The sequence below is a fragment of the Flavobacterium panici genome (genome assembly GCF_024499525.1).
Taxonomy (GTDB): domain Bacteria; phylum Bacteroidota; class Bacteroidia; order Flavobacteriales; family Flavobacteriaceae; genus Flavobacterium; species Flavobacterium panici.
This window is the reverse complement of the sequence record NZ_CP100437.1, coordinates 5,767,804-5,786,096: the sequence shown is the minus strand read 5'-3', so window position 1 is coordinate 5,786,096 and position 18,293 is coordinate 5,767,804. Positions and strand designations below refer to the sequence as shown.

The window sequence follows — 18,293 nt, the reverse complement described above, 5'->3', positions numbered from 1 at the left end:
TTGTCGCTTTGCACCTCTGAACCTTTGCATCTTAAAAAGAAACAATTCAGCAGCAAAAATCAACAACTCAGTATTATTTAATTTTAAAAGAGTAAAATCAGATATACTTTTGAAGTATAAAATTAAAGGTTCAGAGGGACAAAGGAACTAAGGTTCAAAGTCTCTTCAAAACTAAAAAGGATAAAACCTTTGCTGCTTTGAACCTCTGCACCTTTGAACCTTAAAAAAAAAGAGTTTTAATCATCAACAAAAAAACTTAGAATCTCAGTCACTTAGAATCTTAGAAACTTAAAAAAAAGAGAAATCATGACCAAAATTATTACACTAATCACGTTATTTATCTGCAGCTTAATGTCTGCTCAAAATGTAAAATTAACTGTTGCTGTTTCAGGTATAAAAAACAATACAGGAATTGTAAAAGTAGGTTTGTACAACTCAGACGGTACATTTCTAAAAACGACGTACAAAAGCCTTTCTTCTGAAATTAAAAATAATGAAGCGGTTGTGACATTTGACAATCTTCCGGCAGGAGAATACGCAATTTCAACGTATCACGATGAAAATAATAACGGGAAACTGGATAGAAACGCTATGGGAATTCCGTCTGAAGATTATGCAGCTTCAAACAATGCAAAAGGATTTATGGGGCCGCCTGCCTATAAAGATGCTAAATTTGTTATAGCAAAAGATTCAAAAATTGAAATTGTATTATAAATTAGTAACTAACAAACAAATCAAAATAACCATTTAAATACTTATAAAATGAAAAAAATCATCACTTTAATCGCATTATTTGTTGTAGTAATAAGTTCAGCTCAAACTCAATTTGAACAAGGAATGACTAAGGCTTTCGCACTTTGGAAAGAAGGAAAAACTACAGAAGCTTCGGCATTATTTGAAAGAATTGCTTCTGCTGATAAAACCAGTTATCTGCCAAATTATTATATTGCTTTAATGAATGCAACAGCGGTTTTTACTGAAAAGGATAAAACAAAAATTGATCTTCTTTTAACTAAAGCGCAAGATGCATTAGATGTAGAATTTATAAAAGATCAAAACAATGCTGAACTTTATGCTTTGCAAGCTTTAATTTATACAGGATATGTTGTGGCTGACCCAATGACAAACGGAATGAAATATTCGGCTAAAGTAATGGAAGCTTACGCAAAAGGAAAAGCGATCGACCCAAACAACCCAAGAATTGTTTTTGGTGAAGCTGATTACCAAATAGGAGGTGCAAAATGGACAGGTGTTGATACAAAACCACTTTGTGCTCAGGTTGATAAAGCTGTAGAACTTTTTGCTACTTTTAAACCAGAAACTCCTTTTTCTCCTAAATGGGGATTAGACAGAGCTTTGGAAACTCAAAAAAATTGTAAATAATTTATAAAAAAATAAAAGAATGACCTTAAAACCAAATCTATTAAAAGCGTTTTTAATTGGCGGAGTAGTATTTTTATTTTCCTTCCTGATTCGCTTTGCATCATTTGGAACTGCAGTTTTTACCAAAGATTTGTACATCTATTTTTTGTACTGCATGTTGTACAGCGTTGTTTTGTACGTGGTAAATGCTTCTCTATTTGTGTATTTAGATAAGGTTTTTGAAGGAGCAAACAGATTTTCTGCCAGAAGAATTTTTATAGGGTTTATAAGTTCATTTTTCATTTCGCTTTTCGTCATTTTTATACTACGCATTTTCACGCAGGTTGTTATAGAAAGACGCCCGTTATTAAGCTTTTTGGCAAATGAAGATCCGGCAAATTACATAGAATCTTCGGTCATTACTTTTATCGTTTTGCTGATATTTCACGCATTACATTTTTACAAATTATATCAGGAAAATAAGGTTATACAGCAAAAGATAATTGCGGGAACGGCAAACGCCAAATTCGAAAGTTTAAAAAATCAAATCGACCCGCATTTTCTTTTTAACAGTTTAAATGTTCTTAGTTCTTTAATTGAAGAAAATCCGGATAATGCACAGCGGTTCACCACTTCTTTATCTAAAATTTACAGATATGTTTTAGAACAAAAAGATAAAGAACTGGTTTCTGTAGAAGATGAATTATCATTTGCAAAAACTTATATGAATCTGCTGAAAATGCGTTTCGAAAACAGTTTGTTTTACGAACTGCCAGCAGGAAATATAAATCCGGATGCCAAAGTGGTTCCGCTTTCTTTACAGCTTTTACTGGAAAATACAGTAAAACACAATGTGGTAAGCGAACAGAAACCATTACATATTAGAATTTTTATTGACAAAGATTATTTGGTTATTCAAAATGATCTACAGAAAAAAGAAGTTCTGCAGGACAGGCAAGGCGTTGGATTGCAGAATATTGTAAACCGTTACGGAATTATAACCGACAGAAAAGTGCTGATTGAGCAGGATGAAAAGAACTTCTCGGTTAAGATTCCAATTTTAACTAAACAAATTGCAGTTATGGACATTAGTACAGAATATAATGATGAAGCAAAAGCGTATTACAGAGCTAAAAAGAGAGTAGAAGAGTTGAAAGGATTTTATGGAAACGTAATTTCATATTTATGTGTGATTCCATTTTTAGTTTTCATCAATTTAAAATTTTCACCAGGATTTCAATGGTTTTGGTTCTCGGCTTTAGGATGGGGATTTGGAGTTGCGATGCATGCTTTTAAAGTTTTTGGTTACAGCTCTGATTGGGAAGAACGAAAAATCAGAGAGATTTTAGAGAAAGAAAATAATCAAAAAACCTGGAAATAATGACGGAAAAGAATTATGCCGAAGGTGAAAGATATTATCAGGCTCAAAAAAGAGTAAAAGAACTAAGAGAATTTTATGAACATCTCACAGTATATGTACTTGTAAATCCAATTGTAATTGTGGTTAATCTTATGACTTCACCGGGATATTTATGGTTTATATGGTGTTTAATGGGATGGGGAATAGGAGTTGTTTTACACGGATTAAAGGTTTTTAACCTTCCGCCTTTTTTTAATAAAAAATGGGAGGAAAGAAAAATCAGGGAAATTTTAGAGAAAGAACGCAATCAAAAAACTTGGGAATAATGGAAACAAATTCTAATAATAGTTCAGAAGAAAATGTTTTGAAAGAGCTGGCAAGTAAAAAAGTGCTGAAACTAAAATCATTTTACAAACACACTTTTCTGTATGCCGCTGCAATGATTCTTTATGTATTGAAAGAATATACAGAATTACCATTAAACTTCTTTCCGATACATTTTTTAAACGGAGTTGTAGTAATTATTTGGTCTGCTGTATATGTAGGTTCCGCAATTGATATGTTTGTTTCTTTCAAAATATTCGGCAAGGAATGGGAAGAAAGAAAATTGAGAAGCCTTTTAGAAAAGAAAAATAGAACACAAAAATGGGAGTAATCATGGAAATGAATTTTAATGAAGATGATAAATACTTTTTAGCAAAAAAGAAAGTAGAAAGTATTAAAGGATTTTACGGAAATCTTGTTGCTTATATTTTAGTAAACGCAATTTTGATTTTCATTAATCTATATACTTCACCAAAATATTTATGGTTTTTCTGGCCGTTAATGTGGTGGGGAATTGGAGTTGTTTTTCATGGATTAAAGGTTTTTGAAGTATTTCCGGTTTTAGGAAAAGACTGGGAAGAAAGAAAAATCAAAGAGTTTATGGAAAAGGAAAAAGAGAATAAAAATAAATGGAAATAATTTTAAAGAAATAAATATTATGGGACGTTTTAGAAGACGCATGTACGAAGAATATGCACACGAATTCAGCACAGACGAAAATTATAATAATGCTTATAGAAAAGTTAAAAGGTTAAAAGGTTTTTACTCGCATTTAAGAGTTTATCTTATTGTGAATGTAATCATTATAATCGCAAATTTAAACCGGGATATTTTTAGCGAAAATATTCATGAAAGCGGATTAATGGACTGGCAGACTTATTCAACAGCATTTTTCTGGGGAATTGGTTTATTGGCGCACGCAATGTCTGTTTTTGGACGTGATCTTTTCTTTAGCGACGATTGGGAGCAAAAGAAAATCCAAAAATATATGGAGAAAGAAGCCGCGAATACAAATAAATGGGAGTAACTTTGAAATACTATTTTTTCTAAATTTTGTATATAGTAAATGATCACATTAATTATAGAAGACGAAAAACCAGCGGCAAGATTGCTGCAAAGAAAACTTGAAAAGTTAGACGTTACCGTAGAAACGATGCTTCATTCGGTTGAAGAATCAGTTCATTGGTTTAGCAATAACCAGCATCCGGATTTAATTTTTCTGGATATACAATTATCAGATGGATTGTCGTTTGAAATTTTTGAAAAAATAGATATTAAAAGCGCTATCATTTTTACTACAGCTTATGATGAATATGCATTAAAAGCGTTTAAACTAAATAGCATAGATTATCTTCTAAAACCAATTGACGAAGATGATCTCGAAGCAGCGGTTTCAAAATTTAAATCCCGACTTCCGAAAACAGCTTCTGAAACTTCAAACGTGCAGCTTGATTTTGAACAGATTCGCCAAATGCTGTCAAATCCTTTTGAAAAAACATACAAAAAGAGATTCACAGTTAAAATCGGCCAGCACTTAAAAGTAATTACTACAGAAGAAATTGAATGTTTTTTTAGTGAAAATAAAGGAACATACATCCATACTTATGACAATCGAAATTATTTAATCGATTCGACTTTAGAGATTCTGGAGCAGGAATTAGACAAAAAGGATTTCTTCCGCGTAAGCAGAAAATTTATTGTTCCGCTTCAGGCCATTAAAGAAATTCAGGTGTATACCAATTCACGTTTAAAAGTAATTTTACCAACTTACAAAGAAGATGAGGTTATTGTAAGTCGTGAAAAAGTGCAGGATTTTAAAACCTGGCTGGGGTAAAATAGATTTGTTTAAATGATGAACACATACGTCTCTACGGAACGTATGTGTTCATCATTATTATTTCTGACGGATTGAAATCCGTCTCTACACTATTGACCGTTCCTTCGGAACTTTTACGATCTATGATTGTCATTTTATCGGAATCTTTTAAATTATCCCAATAAAGAGCCAGAGGCTCGATTTATATTGTAGGGCCGGATTTCAATCCGGTTAACGAAACGTAATTTTTTTATTTTATTCAAACATTATTTGCTCAATCGGTGCAATGTATATGTCATGGCACTCAAAAGGAAAAACGCCATAATTTGGTGAATTAATCCTAAAGCCAAAGGCACGCTGTATAATAAAGTAAAAACACCAAGAAGGAATTGTATAAAAACAAAAACTACCAAAGTGTTGATTCCGTTTGCCTGTGTATTAGTAAGTGTATATTTTTTGCTTTTGAAGAAAAGAAAAAGAATAATCCCAACTACAAAATAAGCAAAAGTTCTGTGTACAAACTGAACACCGCTTTTCCCTTCAATTAAATTTTTAATCAAACTAGATTGCTCAATAAAAACCGATTCGTGAATAAATTCTCCATCACTCATTAAAGGCCAGTGATTATGGATTAATCCGGCGTTTAGTCCAGCAACAAATCCGCCATAGATAATTTGAATTAATAAAGCAACTAAAGCATATCTGGCGATTTTGCGAAGCGGTAATATTTTATTAATATTTCTTTCAGGATAAATCAAATCCAGCGCCACCCAAAGCGTATATGCAAAAGTTATAAAAGCAAAAGTTAAGTGTAAGGAAAGTCTAAAATGACTCACATCCGGATTATCAATTAATCCGCTTCGAACCATAAACCATCCCAAAAATCCTTGAAAAGCTCCCATTGCTAAAAGAACAATACATTTTTTTATTGTTGGGGTGTCTAATTTTTTTCTGATTAAGAAATAAACAAAAGGTACAAAGAAAACCAATCCAATTATACGCCCAATGAAACGGTGAAACCATTCCCAGAAATAAATGAATTTATAATCTGCTAATTGAAAATTGTTGTGAATATTGATTTTTTGATACTCAGGAAACTTTTTATATTCGTCAAAAGCGGCTTGCCATTTTGCATCAGTTAATGGTGGAAATGTGTCGGTTACCAAATGCCAGTCCGTCATTGATAAACCTGAATTGGTCAAACGTGTGATTCCGCCCACGACAACCATTAAAAATAATAAAACACAACCTGATAGTAACCAAATGATTACTGATTTATTCTCTTTTTTCATTCTTTTCCGATTAATTCGATTTCGTTTGTTTTGTTTATTTTTCTTAAGTAGATTCTTGAAATAAATATATTTAGAATACTATTTAGCAGAATAATTATTAATAATGTAATGACCCTTCCTCCGTTTGTAATATCATCAATATCAAGATGCATTAAATCTATTAAAACAGCATTTTGAAAAAATAAATAGAATGTTATTACTAGTGCTAATAAAAGAAGACTAATAAATACAAATATTAGTTTGTGTCTTATTTGATTTTTATTGTTGTTTTTTAACTTCTTAATGAAAAGAAGATTTAGAATTGTAATCATTATCAAAAGCACAATTAAAAAAACAAAACCTAAAATATCCATTATTTTTTTAGAGTTAAATTTAACTTCGCAGCTCTTTTAATCACAAAATCATACGCAGCCTGATATTCATTTGGAATATCACCTTCTAAAATAGCTTCTTTTACAGCTTCTTTTAAAACTCCAATTTCACGAGAAGGTTTCAAATCAAACATTTCCATAATTTCTTCGCCGGAAATTGGCGGTTGAAAATTACGAACATGATCGCGTTCTTCGACTTCAACAATTTTCTTGCGAACAATTTCAAAGTTTTTATGATATTTCTTAAACTTTGCTGGATTTTTGGTTGTGATATCAGCTTCGCATAAAGTCATTAAATCCTCAACATCTTCACCGGCATCAAAAACCAAACGACGAACTGCGCTGTCGGTTACAATATCCTGCGCCAAAACAATTGGACGTGAACTCATAATCACCATTTTTTGCACAAATTTCATTTTGTGATTCAACGGCATGTGTAAACGCTCGAATATTTTTTTTGCCATTTTTCCACCCAAAAATTCATGTCCGTGAAAAGTCCAGCCTTGTTTTTTGTTGAAACGTTTTGTTGGCGCTTTTCCAATATCGTGCAATAAAGCGGACCAGCGTAACCAAACATCATCTGTATTTGGACAAATATTGTCAACCACTTCAAGCGTATGGTAAAAGTTGTTTTTATGTGTATAACCTTCGATTTCTTCTACTTGATTCAATGCCGTCAATTCAGGTAAGATTAAATCTAAAAGTCCGGTTTTATATAAAAGTAAAAATCCTGTTGACGGTTTTGGTGTAGAAAGAATTTTGTTTAATTCGTCTACAATTCTTTCACCTGAAATAATCTTGATACGATCTGCATTTTTGGTAATCGCATTCAAAGAATTTTCTTCAATTTCGAAATTCAACTGCGTTGCAAAACGAATAGCACGAAGCATTCGCAGCGGATCATCAGAATAAGTAATATCCGGATCCAAAGGCGTTTTGATGGTTTTACTTTCTAAATGCGCCAATCCATTAAACGGATCTAAAAGATCTCCGAAGTTGTTTTTATTTAAAGATAAAGCCAAAGCGTTGATCGTAAAATCACGACGGTTTTGGTCATCCTGAAGTGTTCCGTTTTCTACAATCGGATTTCGGCTGTCGAAATTATAAGATTCTTTTCGGGCACCAACAAATTCAATATCAGTATCTTCAAAACGAAGCATTGCTGTTCCGTAAGTTTTAAAAACCTGAACTTTTGGTTTGTTCGGAAGTAAGTCTGAAACTTTAAGCGCTAATTCGATGCCGCTTCCAACTGCTACAACATCGATGTCTTTTTTAGAACCTCGGTTTAAAAGCAAATCACGAACGAAACCTCCTATCACATAAGAGTCTACATTTAATTCCTGAGAAGCTTTCGAAATAATATCGAAGATTTTGTTTTGTAAAGCAGTTTTATAATTTGTTTGTATAGCCACGAATTCACTAATTTTTGAATAAAGATGATTTCAATTTTCGAAGAAAAGAAATGCATGCAAATTTACAACATAGAAAATCCCTATTATAATCTATAGCTCACTTTTTTGAACAATTTCATATTTTGATGCGTTGATTTTTATGAATTGAGAAAGGGCTGCCACGAATTACACGAATTTTCACGAATTAATTTTTTTTTCTGCCACAGATTATAAGGATGAAAAGGATTAAAAAAATCTGTGGAAATCACTTTAATTTGTTGCTAAAAATCTTCGCAATCTGCATTAAAAAATAATTCGTGAAAATTCGTGGCAGAAAAATATAGCCACAGATTAAAAGGATTAAAAAGATTAAAAAATCTGTGGAAATCTTTTTAATCTGTGGCAAAAATCTTCGCAATCTATGTGAAAGAATAATTCGTGAAAATTCGTGTAATTCGTGGCAGAAAAAATTATACAACAATAAAACAAATCAATTGCAATAACATATTTTTAAAAATTCAATTTGTATTTTTGAATCATATAAAAATGCACAAATGAAAATTGTTATATCGCCGGCGAAATCACTGAATTTCGAAAAAGAATTACCTACAACTCAACATACTGAACCTTCATTTTTAAAAGAAGCGCGTCAGGTTCATAAAATACTAAAAGGAAAAAAGCCTGCTGAATTATCCCATTTAATGTCAATTTCAGACAAACTTGCCGATTTAAACTGGAAACGAAACCAAGACTGGAAAACACCATTTACGGTTGAAAATGCCCGTCCAGCAGTTTATACTTTTGATGGAGATGTTTATACAGGTTTAGATGCTTATTCAATTCCGTTAGAAAAATTAGATGTCCTTCAGGATAAACTTAGAATTTTATCCGGACTTTACGGCGTTTTAAAACCGCTTGATTTAATGCAGGCATATCGTTTAGAAATGGGAACAAAATTACCTGTTGGCGATTATAAAAACCTGCATGAATTTTGGAAACCTGTTGTTACAAAAGCTCTAAATAAAGAATTGGTAAAAGGAGAATTATTCGTGAATTTAGCCAGTAACGAATATTTTTCGGCAGTTGATGTAAAAGCTTTAAAAGTTCCTGTAATCACTCCGGATTTTAAAGATTACAAAGATGGAAAATTAAAAATGATCAGCTTCTTTGCAAAGAAGGCGAGAGGTATGATGGTTCGTTATATTATTGATACAAATGCTGAAACTATTGATGACTTAAAAGGTTTTAACTACGAAGGTTATCATTTTGATGCAAATCTTTCAAAAGGAAATCATTTGGTTTTCACGAGGTAAATTTTGAGGGACAAAGGTTCAAAGTTACAAAGGTTCGGAGGTTTTTAAGGGTTCTGAGTTATTAAGATGCTAAGGTTCTAAAATTTTTTGCAAGAGAGCCGAAGGCTCGGAACATATTGTAGGCAGGGATTTCAATCCCTGAAGATTTCAACAATATTGATGAAGATTTTAATCTCTGAATATTTTGTGAATGCAAATAACAACAAAAAAATAAACGCCGAATTCTAAATTGAATTCGGCGTTTCTGCGTATTATAAAATTATTATTATTAGTGCATTGCGTCGCCTGCGCTAATCTTGTTCTTCCCTTTTTTGATAAAGAGAATAATCGGTATACAACATAAAAACATAATTCCCAAGTACATAAAAATATCCATGTAAGCTAAAACAGTACTTTGTTTTAAGACTGAATATTCTATTCCCTGATAAGCTTTTTTAAGTGCAACATCTGCGCTATATCCTTTGGACATAAAAGCGTGCTGCATTCCTGCGATACGCTGTTGAACATCATATCTTGCAGGATCTAAATTGTTAATTAAATCAACTCTGTGTTCCTGGCTAAAACGTGTGATGAAAGTGGTAATAATTGCAATACCAAATGAACCTCCTAACTGACGCATCATTCCGGTAAAAGCAGCTCCTTCACCAATTTGTTTTCCTTTTAAAGTTGAAAGCGAAAGTGTTGTAATTGGAACGAAAAGTAATCCAAGACCAATTCCTCTCAATATCAATGGCCAATACATATGTTCTACACCAGTATCTGGCGTCATGCGAGTCTGCATCATAAAGGTAAAGAAGAAGAAAACTAAAAATCCAACTCCAACCATATAACCTTGCGGAACACCTTTTTGAATCATATTTCCAACAAATGGCATCATAATCGCCGTTGTAATCGATCCCGGTATTAATAATAATCCTGCATCAGTTGCTGTCCATCCTAAAATCGACTGCGTATAAATCGGGATAATTAAAGTTGAACCATATAATCCGAAACCCAGAATGAAACACATTACAGTTCCAATTCTTAAATTTCCATCTTTTAAAACACTTAAGTTTACAATTGGATGTTTGTAAGTCAGCTCTCTCCAAATAAAAAGAACTAATCCTAAAACAGTCACAACACTTAAAGTTACAATAAGTGAATCGTTAAACCAGTCGTCCTGCTGTCCGTGTTCAAGAACGAATTGTAAAGAACCAATAAAGGCGCTCAACAAGAAAATCCCCCACCAGTCAACCTGATTTGCTTTTAATTTCTCACCATATTTCGGACTTCTTACGAAAGTTAAAGCCAAAATAGTAGCGATAATTCCAAGCGGAATATTAATGTAAAAGATATAAGGCCAAGAATAATTATCTACTAAATATCCTCCCAAAGGCGGACCCAAAGTTGGACCTACAATTACACCCATTCCGTAAATTGCCTGTGCCATACCACGTTTTGCAACCGGATAACTCTCTGTAATAATCGTTTGGGCTGTTACAAGTAACGCTCCACCACCCATACCTTGTACGAATCGAAAGGCTACAAGTTCCCAAATATTACTGGCATTTCCACACAAAAAGGAACAAACTGTAAATATAATGATAGAAGCCACAAAATAATTACGTCTTCCAAATTGCTGTGATAACCAGCTCGTCATTGGTATTACAATAACATTCGCAATTGCGTATGCTGTAATAACCCACGCCACATCGGTCAAGGTAGCACCAAGACTTCCGCGCATGTCTGTTAGAGCTACGTTTACAATCGTCGTATCTACAATTTCCAGCAAAGCACAAAGTACTGCCGTAATGGTAATAATAACGCGTCGGTAACCGTATTCTACTAAATCGTCGTCTGCTTGTACTGCTGTTGCCATTTATTTATTTTAAATGTACGTCTACGTCAACATTCATTCCCGGTCTTAAAAGTTTTACTTTTTCAGGATCGTTTGCTTGATCTAAACTAATTTTTACTGGTAATCTCTGAATTGTTTTTACGAAGTTTCCTGTAGCATTATCAGGAGGTAATAATGAAAAACGTGATCCTGTTGCTGGAGAAAATGAAGTTACAGTACCTTTAAACTCATAGTTAGGATAAGCATCAACTTTTAAACTTACTTTTTGCCCCACAACCATTTTGTTTAATTGTGTTTCTTTAAAATTAGCTACAACCCAAGCTTCAGTATTGTTGATGATGTAGAATAAAGATTGTCCCGGCTGAACTAATTGTCCCGGCTGAATATCAACTTTAGAAACCTGACCATCAATAGCCGCTGTAACTACTGTATAGCTTAAGTTTAAGTGCGCAACATCAAGCATTGTTTTCGCTTTTTTGATGTTTGCTGCAGCAACTTCTGTTTGTTTATCAGAAACTTTAGATTTTGACTGAATAACCGATTTTTGATAAGAAGTCGCTCTTTGTTGTTGTTCTAAAACACGTACTTGATTTTCAGCTTCATCTTTTGCAGTTTGAGCTTGTTCAAATTGTTGTTTTGTAATAGTATGTGTTTTGTATAAATTGCTGTAACGGTTAAAATCGTTTGTAAGCTGTCTCAATCTAATTTTAGCACTTTCGATAGAACCACCTGCAGATCTCATTTGAGCGTCTGAAACAGAGATGCTTGCATAAGCACTTCCAATATCAGCTTTTGCAGCTTCGTATTGACCTTCAGCTCCTAATAATGCAGCATTTGCTTCATCGATTTTTAACTGATAATCTCTTTTATCGATAGTAAATAAAGTATCTCCTTTTTTTACATAGTCATTATCTTTCACATACACTTTGCTGATATATCCTGATACTCTCGGAATAATTGGGTTCATTTTTTTCTCAATTTGAGCATCATCCGTTTCTTCGTGAGCCAATGAGTGTAAGTATTTTGATATTCCGTAAGTTCCTCCCACTAAAACCAAAACGGTTAGTATGATGATGAATTTTTTATTTGTCTTTTTCTTTTCCATGAGAGCTTCGATTATATTTTAGAAAGATTGAATGATTGTGATAATTGTCCTGATACTGAAAGTAATTCGTAATATTTTTGAATAATAGTTGCTTTTGCTACAGCAGTATTGATTTTTGCACTTAACTGCTCAACATCGGCTTCAACAAGATCATTGGTATCTGCAAGACCATTGTCGAATTTATCTTTTACAAGTCTGTAGTTTTCTGTAGCTTGTTGAAATGCTTCTTCATAAACCACACTTTGATTGATCGCTAAGTCATAATCTTCAATAGATTTTTGAACTTCAACTTTAATGCGGTCCGTCATAATAGCTTCAGTATTTTTTACTTCAAGAGCTTTACTTTCTGCTTCTTTTACGTGTGCGCTGTTTTTCAGAATTCCAGATAAATCATAAGATAAACCTAAACCAAAATTCATAGCATATTTCACCGTAATAATGTCTTTAAGGTCTAAAGCGGTATAACCTCCTAGCAATGAAATTGTTGGATAATATCCTGCTTTTGCAATCTTAACATTAGCCTCTGAAGCTTTTTGCTGTAAACGAATAGCCTCTAAATCTTTTCTGCTTTCAAGTGCCAAAGCATCAGATGTTGGAGCACCAGTTGTTTTTAAGTTAAAGAAATCATCTTCGTTAACCTGAATTTTTACAGATGGCTCTAATTTAAGTAAGGTCGTTAAATAAAAGTTGATATTGTTGATGTTGTTATTTGCTTCATCAATAGATAATTGCGTTTTTGAAACCAGTAACTGTGCTTTCAATAAATCATTTCTTGGAATGATTCCGTTTTTCTCTAATTCGATAAAATCAGTAACACGCTGTTTAGCACTTTTTTGATTCTCTGTTAAAACATCTAAAGTTTTTTGTGCTTTGTATAATGCGGTGTAATAAGTAATTACTTTTAAAGCAACATCTTCTTTTGTTTTAGCAGCAGTAACGCTTTCCGCTTCATATAAGCTTTCGTAAGCGTCAATACTATTCTGGATTTTAAATCCTGCAAAAAGAGGTAAACTTAAATTTGCCATTCCAAGCATTGCACGATCCGGAGAAGCTAAAGAAGCACTTTCTCCCTGATTTGGCAGATCGATCGAAGCTTTTGTTAATCGCTGATACTGACCTGAAATTTTTAAATCTGGATATTGGTTATTCTTAACCGTTTGTAATTCATATTTCTTTGAGTTTACCTTAGTGTTGGCAAGCGTAACTTCGTTACTCTTTTCCCAGGCCATTTTTACGGCTTCATCTAAAGTTAAACTTGTTTTTTCTTGTGCTTCTATTGAAGAGATTCCTATAAAGAAAACTCCAAAGAGCATTAATTGACTAATTTTCATAAACAAGTAGCGCTTTTATAGTTTGTTGAATGTGCTTTGTAAGACTGTTTTTAATGTAATCGTTGTATAACGTTTCTGTTTTTAGATTTAAGAGTTCTTCAAAAAATGATTTGTTCATGTGAAAATGAAAAAAAGTTCCCATAATCGTTGGCGTAATCAACGGAATAATGACATCTTTTCTAAAAATCCCTTTTGACTGGCCTTCTTTGATAATCATTTCCAAAGATTTTAGATTTCCCTTTTTCAGCTCTGTAAAAGCGGCAAGACTTTCTTCTCTTTTTTTAGAATTAAGTTCGAAATGTAAAACTCTGAAAATCCCTCTGTTACAATTAATTCGATTGATATAAATTTCGACTAATTTATTGACTTTATCAAGAGGATGAAGATCTTCGTGTTGTAAACTTTCGATTTGCAGTTTTAAATCGGCTGTTTTATGAATGATTAAAGATTCCAGTAATTTATCTTTTGAACCGAAATAATAGGAAACCATGGCAATATTAATTTTTGCATGTTTCGAAATATCCCGTATAGACGTCCCCTCAAATCCTTTCTCAGAAAATAGCTTTTCAGCAACATTAAGAATCTGAATTTTTTTATCGTTTAGTTCGATGTGTGACATGGTATTGTTTCTAATCGGATACAAAATTAAACACTTGTTTAATTTAAACACTTGTTTAATTTTGTTTTAACATAATATTAACATAAAACGGTTTCGTTTTTTTGAGCAAAAAAAAAGCTGAAACACTTAGTATTTCAGCTTTGTTAGTTTTTTTGTCATTCCGAGGAACGAGGAATCGCACTCGTAATTCGACAAAGATTGGCGACTTTGTTTGTGGAGTTTCTAGTGTGATTCCTCGTTCCTCGGAATGACAAGCTAGACTTTATTGTATATGTTTATCGAATCTCTCCAACAAATTCCTCAATTTTCCCACTTCCACTTTCGCTTAAATGTTTTATAAAAGCACTTCCAATAATAGCACCTTTTGCATATTTAGTGGCCTGATTGAAAGTTTCTTTATTTGAAATCCCGAAACCAACGATTTGAGGATTTTTTAAATTTAAATTTGAAATTCTTTCGAAATAACTTTCTTGAACATTTCCAAAACCAGACTGAGATCCCGTAACACTTGCAGAACTTACCATATAAATAAATCCGTTTGAAACGCTGTCAATAAAACGAATACGTTCATCTGAAGTTTGCGGCGTAATCAGGAACACATTAATTAATCCGTATTTTTCGAAAATCGCTTTATACTCTTCAGCATAAACATCAACCGGAAGATCTGGAATAATTAGCCCGTCGATTCCAATTTCAGCACATTTTTGACAAAAAGCTTCAACTCCGTATTGTAACATCGGATTAAAATATCCCATAATAATTAACGGAATTTTTACGCTTTCGCGGATGTTTTTCAACTGATCGAAAAGAATTTCAGTAGTCATTCCGTTATGAAGCGCCTGTGTAGAACTCGCCTGAATTGTTGGTCCGTCTGCCAAAGGATCACTAAACGGAAGTCCAATTTCGATTAAATCAACACCATTTTTTTCTAAATCCTGAATAATCTGCACGGTATCATTTAAGTTAGGATATCCCGCAGAAAAATAGATCGAAAGTATCTTTTTATCTTCTTGTAATTTTTGAGTTATTCTGTTCATCTTTAATATCTTTTTTCTCCTGCAAGGTTTTTAAAACCTTGTAGGTGTTTATATTTTTAAGTAATTTATTTATACCTACAAGGTTTTAAAAACCTTGCAGGAGTCTTTGCTAGTCAATAATGATTTGAGTTGTCCAACTATCATTTTGGTTTTCGACCAATAATAATCCGGAATCTGAATCATTCATCTGACCAATTAATTCTCCTTTATTATTCCAAAATGCACTTTGACCTGCCGAAGGAGAGCCCCAGGATTCACCGCTGAAATTTGACATCAAAACATTCATTTGATGCTTTTCGGCGTAATTTTGCAAGTCTCGATACGCATTCGGAATTCCGTTTGGTGAAAAGAAAATGCTGGCAATATAAATATCAGTTTCTCTCTTTTTTGCATTTTCCGGATGCAGCGGATTATCAATATCAGCGCAAATGGCAAATGAAATCTTTTGATTTTCAATTGAAATAATTGGATTGTTATCAAAAGAAGATTGAAAATATTCATCTTCGCCTTCGTGTAAAAACTGCTTCGTATAAATGGAAACCGAATTATCCGGAGAAATTACAAATTCGCCAATAAATAAATTGGAGCCAATTTGAATAGGTGCTCCGGCAATAATTATAATATTATTTTCTACAGCTAATTGTTGCAAATACTCCAAACGCGAATCGTTTTTTTGGAAAGCTAATTTTTGTGCATGTTCTCTTTCATAGCCTGTAATAGACATTTCAGGAAATGCAATTAATTGTGCTTTATTTTTTACAGCCAATTCGATAAGGCGATAATGATCTGATAAATTAGCATTGATATCTCCTCGGGTTGGTTTTGTTTGCGCGGCTGCTAGAATCATGTTAATTATTAATTTTCTGTATAAATCCAAGCCTGTATTCCAGACTTTAATCTTACCTGAACTCTTTTATACGAGTTCGATTCAAATATATCTACTTTAGCCAGATCTGTATTTGAAATTGTATAAACAACCCCATATATAATATCTGAAAGATCATCACTGGGAACCGCTACTACATAATCAGCCATTCCAAATTCTTCTTCTATTTGAAGGCTTTTTAATTTATAGCCAAGAAGCTGGTCTGCAGTGCCCGTTAATACTTTATTGAAGATCTGCATTTGAATTTGTTTTGATCGTAATGTTCCGTAAGAGAATAACTTTTCCATATCTAATTTTTTCTCGTTATTTATTTGCGTTAGCGAATGCCCAAATTACGATTTTTATTACAATTTAAAATAGTCAATATAATTATCTAAATCTTTATCACCGCGGCCAGAAAGACTAATAACGACAACATCTGTAGGTTTAAATTTCTTTTGGTCTAAAACTGCAAATGCGTGCGCACTTTCAATCGCTGGAATAATTCCTTCTAATTTTGTCAATTGCAAACCAGCATTCATAGCATCATCGTCGGTTACAGAGAAAAATTCGCCGCGTCCGGTTTGTGCTAAATGCGCATGTAAAGGCCCAACTCCGGGATAATCTAATCCTGCCGAAATGGAATACGGTTCAGTAATTTGCCCGTCTGGAGTTTGCATTAAAAGCGTTTTACAACCGTGAATAACGCCCACTTTTCCTAATTTGCTGGTTGCAGCGCTATGGCCGCTGTCAACACCTTTTCCGGCAGCTTCAACAGCAATAATTCCAACTTCTGGTTCATGTAAAAAATGATAATACGTTCCTGCAGCGTTACTTCCGCCGCCAATACAAGCAACCACATAATCAGGATTTTCACGTCCTTCTTTTTCTTTTAACTGCCATTTTATTTCTTCTGAAATAATACTCTGAAAACGTGTCACCATATCAGGATAAGGATGAGGTCCAATCGCCGATCCGATAATATAATGTGTGTCAACCGGATTATTAATCCAATCGCGAATCGCCTCGTTTGTAGCATCTTTTAAAGTTCGTGAACCCGAAAGTGCCGGACGAACTTCTGCGCCTAACATTTTCATACGAGCCACGTTTGGTGCCTGACGCGCAATGTCAATTTCACCCATATAAACGATACATTCAATTCCCATTAAAGCGCAAACTGTTGCTGTTGCTACGCCGTGTTGACCCGCTCCGGTTTCGGCAATAATTCTTTTTTTACCCAAACGTTTTGCTAATAAAATCTGCCCAATTGTATTGTTGACTTTGTGCGCTCCGGTGTGATTTAAATCTTCTCTTTTTAGATAGACTTTTGTGTTGTATTTTTCAGATAATCGCTTTGCAAAATACAACGGACTTGGGCGTCCTACATAATCTTTCAGCAATTGGTTGAACTCAGCTTTAAAATCTGGTTCATCCATTATGCTTAGGTATTTTTGACGTAGTTCTTCTACATTTGGATAGAGCATTTCAGGAATGTAAGCTCCTCCAAATTCTCCGTAATATCCTTTTTCGTTGACGTTAAAACTCATTTTGTTTAAAGTTTAAAAGTTGGCAACATCAAATTTTCGTTTGAAATTGCTAAATAAATTTCTGTTTTTCAGCCCTGGTTCGATTTCAAATTTACTATTTACATCGATAGCATAAATAGGCAAATTGCTTTTTGAAATTTCTTCAATGGCTTTTAATTCGTTAATTCCGATTCCGCCACTCAAAAAGAACGGTTTATCCGAATTGTATTTTTTTAATATCGTCCAGTCAAATGTTGTTCCGTTTCCGCCCGGTAGTTTCCCTTTTGTGTCAAATAGAAAATAATCGCAGACTGATTCAAAAGGTTTTATCACTTCAAAATCAAATTTTTCATCGGCAGAAAATGCTTTAATGATTTCGATTTTTTTTGGCAAATTATTTTTCAGTTCCGATACAAATTCAACGGATTCATTTCCATGTAACTGAACGGCTTGCAAATTGTATTTTATTACTTTTTCCAGAATTTCTTCCTGACTTTGGTTTACAAAAACGCCCACTTTTTTGATTGTTTTTATAAGTTCAGGAATGGTTCCGTTAAAATATCGTGCGGATTTTTCCCAGAAAATAAATCCCATATAATCGGGTAGGAGCGCTCCTACTTCGAGAATGTTTTCGGGATATTTCATGCCGCATATTTTGAGTTTCATTTCGTTGTGGTTTTTTAACGCAAAGAGCGCTAAGTTTTTTTTCTTTTGTATTGTGTTTAAAATGCGAAAAAGTTCGCA

Annotated in this window: 21 protein-coding genes; 9 read left to right on the top strand and 12 right to left on the bottom strand. The window is 33.4% G+C overall.

From position 1 onward, the window contains the following. The first annotated feature begins 306 nt into the window (after nt 1–306). From NLJ00_RS24225 to NLJ00_RS24190, 8 genes are read left to right on the top strand one after another with little or no spacing between them, the layout of a single operon-like run. Nucleotides 307–714, top strand: coding sequence for a DUF2141 domain-containing protein (locus NLJ00_RS24225; protein ID WP_180857990.1), 408 nt, complete (start codon nt 307–309; stop codon nt 712–714). Nucleotides 715–762: 48 nt separating this feature from the next. Continuing rightward, on the top strand, nt 763–1,383 hold the full coding sequence (locus NLJ00_RS24220) for a hypothetical protein (protein WP_053473875.1): 621 nt from the start codon (nt 763–765) through the stop codon (nt 1,381–1,383). 19 nt (nt 1,384–1,402) lie between these two features. After that, on the top strand, nt 1,403–2,743 hold the full coding sequence (locus NLJ00_RS24215; protein WP_053473876.1) for a histidine kinase: 1,341 nt from the start codon (nt 1,403–1,405) through the stop codon (nt 2,741–2,743). After that, nucleotides 2,743–3,048, top strand: a complete 306-nt coding sequence (locus NLJ00_RS24210) for a 2TM domain-containing protein (protein WP_256635725.1) — start codon at nt 2,743–2,745, stop codon at nt 3,046–3,048. Before NLJ00_RS24215 ends, NLJ00_RS24210 begins: the two co-directional genes overlap by 1 nt. Further along, entirely contained in the window at nt 3,048–3,377 is a 330-nt protein-coding gene (locus tag NLJ00_RS24205) for a 2TM domain-containing protein (RefSeq protein WP_053473878.1), read from the top strand. Before NLJ00_RS24210 ends, NLJ00_RS24205 begins: the two co-directional genes overlap by 1 nt. Continuing rightward, complete coding sequence (locus NLJ00_RS24200; protein ID WP_053473879.1) at nt 3,368–3,685, top strand: 2TM domain-containing protein; 318 nt, start codon at nt 3,368–3,370, stop codon at nt 3,683–3,685. The genes NLJ00_RS24205 and NLJ00_RS24200 overlap by 10 nt, the downstream gene beginning before the upstream one ends. Before the next feature lie 19 nt (nt 3,686–3,704). Beyond that, entirely contained in the window at nt 3,705–4,073 is a 369-nt protein-coding gene (locus NLJ00_RS24195) for a 2TM domain-containing protein (RefSeq protein ID WP_180857996.1), read from the top strand. A gap of 39 nt (nt 4,074–4,112) precedes the next feature. Next, complete coding sequence (locus NLJ00_RS24190) at nt 4,113–4,880, top strand: LytR/AlgR family response regulator transcription factor (protein WP_053473881.1); 768 nt, start codon at nt 4,113–4,115, stop codon at nt 4,878–4,880. A gap of 248 nt (nt 4,881–5,128) precedes the next feature. Here NLJ00_RS24190 and NLJ00_RS24185 read toward each other — a convergent pair whose 3' ends face one another. From NLJ00_RS24185 to NLJ00_RS24175, 3 genes are read right to left on the bottom strand one after another with little or no spacing between them, the layout of a single operon-like run. Further along, complete coding sequence (locus NLJ00_RS24185; protein WP_256635724.1) at nt 5,129–6,154, bottom strand: COX15/CtaA family protein; 1,026 nt, start codon at nt 6,152–6,154, stop codon at nt 5,129–5,131. Next, nucleotides 6,151–6,507, bottom strand: a complete 357-nt coding sequence (locus NLJ00_RS24180) for a hypothetical protein (RefSeq protein ID WP_256635723.1) — start codon at nt 6,505–6,507, stop codon at nt 6,151–6,153. Before NLJ00_RS24180 ends, NLJ00_RS24185 begins: the two co-directional genes overlap by 4 nt. Further along, complete coding sequence (locus NLJ00_RS24175) at nt 6,507–7,937, bottom strand: CCA tRNA nucleotidyltransferase (RefSeq protein WP_256635722.1); 1,431 nt, start codon at nt 7,935–7,937, stop codon at nt 6,507–6,509. The genes NLJ00_RS24180 and NLJ00_RS24175 overlap by 1 nt, the downstream gene beginning before the upstream one ends. A gap of 533 nt (nt 7,938–8,470) precedes the next feature. Between NLJ00_RS24175 and yaaA the strand changes: the two genes are divergently transcribed. Next, nucleotides 8,471–9,229 carry a peroxide stress protein YaaA gene (gene yaaA, locus NLJ00_RS24170; RefSeq protein ID WP_256635721.1) on the top strand — a complete coding sequence of 253 codons (759 nt, stop codon included), beginning with the start codon at nt 8,471–8,473 and terminating at the stop codon, nt 9,227–9,229. Nucleotides 9,230–9,497: 268 nt separating this feature from the next. On the opposite strand, the gene NLJ00_RS24165 is transcribed toward yaaA, so the two are convergent. From NLJ00_RS24165 to NLJ00_RS24125, 9 genes are all read right to left on the bottom strand, one after another. Next, nucleotides 9,498–11,087, bottom strand: coding sequence for an MDR family MFS transporter (locus NLJ00_RS24165; RefSeq protein ID WP_256635720.1), 1,590 nt, complete (start codon nt 11,085–11,087; stop codon nt 9,498–9,500). 4 nt (nt 11,088–11,091) lie between these two features. Beyond that, a complete protein-coding gene (locus tag NLJ00_RS24160; RefSeq protein ID WP_256635719.1) occupies nt 11,092–12,171 on the bottom strand; it encodes an HlyD family secretion protein in 1,080 nt (359 codons plus the stop codon). Between the two features lie 11 nt (nt 12,172–12,182). Then, complete coding sequence (locus NLJ00_RS24155; RefSeq protein WP_256635718.1) at nt 12,183–13,502, bottom strand: TolC family protein; 1,320 nt, start codon at nt 13,500–13,502, stop codon at nt 12,183–12,185. Further along, a complete protein-coding gene (locus tag NLJ00_RS24150) occupies nt 13,492–14,121 on the bottom strand; it encodes a TetR/AcrR family transcriptional regulator (protein ID WP_180858006.1) in 630 nt (209 codons plus the stop codon). Before NLJ00_RS24150 ends, NLJ00_RS24155 begins: the two co-directional genes overlap by 11 nt. Nucleotides 14,122–14,396: 275 nt before the next feature. Then, the gene (gene trpA / locus NLJ00_RS24145; protein ID WP_256635717.1) at nt 14,397–15,158 is read right to left on the bottom strand and encodes a tryptophan synthase subunit alpha; all 762 of its coding nucleotides are present in this window, start codon (nt 15,156–15,158) and stop codon (nt 14,397–14,399) included. 109 nt (nt 15,159–15,267) lie between these two features. After that, nucleotides 15,268–16,005: a carbon-nitrogen hydrolase family protein gene (locus NLJ00_RS24140; protein WP_256635716.1), complete on the bottom strand. Its 738-nt coding sequence runs from the start codon at nt 16,003–16,005 to the stop codon at nt 15,268–15,270. An 8-nt stretch (nt 16,006–16,013) separates the two neighbouring features. Further along, nucleotides 16,014–16,331 carry a gamma-glutamylcyclotransferase family protein gene (locus NLJ00_RS24135; protein ID WP_256635715.1) on the bottom strand — a complete coding sequence of 106 codons (318 nt, stop codon included), beginning with the start codon at nt 16,329–16,331 and terminating at the stop codon, nt 16,014–16,016. 57 nt (nt 16,332–16,388) lie between these two features. Then, the gene (trpB, locus tag NLJ00_RS24130) at nt 16,389–17,570 is read right to left on the bottom strand and encodes a tryptophan synthase subunit beta (RefSeq protein WP_132989783.1); all 1,182 of its coding nucleotides are present in this window, start codon (nt 17,568–17,570) and stop codon (nt 16,389–16,391) included. Nucleotides 17,571–17,582: 12 nt separating this feature from the next. Next, complete coding sequence (locus NLJ00_RS24125) at nt 17,583–18,215, bottom strand: phosphoribosylanthranilate isomerase (protein ID WP_256635714.1); 633 nt, start codon at nt 18,213–18,215, stop codon at nt 17,583–17,585. Nucleotides 18,216–18,293: the final 78 nt, after the last annotated feature.

What these genes read in the sequence shown, in the direction of transcription:
- NLJ00_RS24135 (WP_256635715.1), bottom strand. Translation starts at nt 16,331, where the DNA reads ATGGAAAAGTTATTCTCTTACGGAACATTACGATCAAAACAAATTCAA.
- NLJ00_RS24195 (WP_180857996.1), top strand. Translation starts at nt 3,705, where the DNA reads ATGGGACGTTTTAGAAGACGCATGTACGAAGAATATGCACACGAATTC.
- NLJ00_RS24160 (WP_256635719.1), bottom strand. Translation starts at nt 12,171, where the DNA reads ATGGAAAAGAAAAAGACAAATAAAAAATTCATCATCATACTAACCGTT.
- NLJ00_RS24205 (WP_053473878.1), top strand. Translation starts at nt 3,048, where the DNA reads ATGGAAACAAATTCTAATAATAGTTCAGAAGAAAATGTTTTGAAAGAG.
- trpB (WP_132989783.1), bottom strand. Translation starts at nt 17,570, where the DNA reads ATGAGTTTTAACGTCAACGAAAAAGGATATTACGGAGAATTTGGAGGA.
- NLJ00_RS24210 (WP_256635725.1), top strand. Translation starts at nt 2,743, where the DNA reads ATGACGGAAAAGAATTATGCCGAAGGTGAAAGATATTATCAGGCTCAA.
- NLJ00_RS24215 (WP_053473876.1), top strand. Translation starts at nt 1,403, where the DNA reads ATGACCTTAAAACCAAATCTATTAAAAGCGTTTTTAATTGGCGGAGTA.
- NLJ00_RS24180 (WP_256635723.1), bottom strand. Translation starts at nt 6,507, where the DNA reads ATGGATATTTTAGGTTTTGTTTTTTTAATTGTGCTTTTGATAATGATT.
- NLJ00_RS24200 (WP_053473879.1), top strand. Translation starts at nt 3,368, where the DNA reads ATGGGAGTAATCATGGAAATGAATTTTAATGAAGATGATAAATACTTT.
- NLJ00_RS24190 (WP_053473881.1), top strand. Translation starts at nt 4,113, where the DNA reads ATGATCACATTAATTATAGAAGACGAAAAACCAGCGGCAAGATTGCTG.
- NLJ00_RS24125 (WP_256635714.1), bottom strand. Translation starts at nt 18,215, where the DNA reads ATGAAACTCAAAATATGCGGCATGAAATATCCCGAAAACATTCTCGAA.
- NLJ00_RS24165 (WP_256635720.1), bottom strand. Translation starts at nt 11,087, where the DNA reads ATGGCAACAGCAGTACAAGCAGACGACGATTTAGTAGAATACGGTTAC.
- NLJ00_RS24225 (WP_180857990.1), top strand. Translation starts at nt 307, where the DNA reads ATGACCAAAATTATTACACTAATCACGTTATTTATCTGCAGCTTAATG.
- NLJ00_RS24185 (WP_256635724.1), bottom strand. Translation starts at nt 6,154, where the DNA reads ATGAAAAAAGAGAATAAATCAGTAATCATTTGGTTACTATCAGGTTGT.
- trpA (WP_256635717.1), bottom strand. Translation starts at nt 15,158, where the DNA reads ATGAACAGAATAACTCAAAAATTACAAGAAGATAAAAAGATACTTTCG.
- NLJ00_RS24150 (WP_180858006.1), bottom strand. Translation starts at nt 14,121, where the DNA reads ATGTCACACATCGAACTAAACGATAAAAAAATTCAGATTCTTAATGTT.
- yaaA (WP_256635721.1), top strand. Translation starts at nt 8,471, where the DNA reads ATGAAAATTGTTATATCGCCGGCGAAATCACTGAATTTCGAAAAAGAA.
- NLJ00_RS24155 (WP_256635718.1), bottom strand. Translation starts at nt 13,502, where the DNA reads ATGAAAATTAGTCAATTAATGCTCTTTGGAGTTTTCTTTATAGGAATC.
- NLJ00_RS24220 (WP_053473875.1), top strand. Translation starts at nt 763, where the DNA reads ATGAAAAAAATCATCACTTTAATCGCATTATTTGTTGTAGTAATAAGT.
- NLJ00_RS24140 (WP_256635716.1), bottom strand. Translation starts at nt 16,005, where the DNA reads ATGATTCTAGCAGCCGCGCAAACAAAACCAACCCGAGGAGATATCAAT.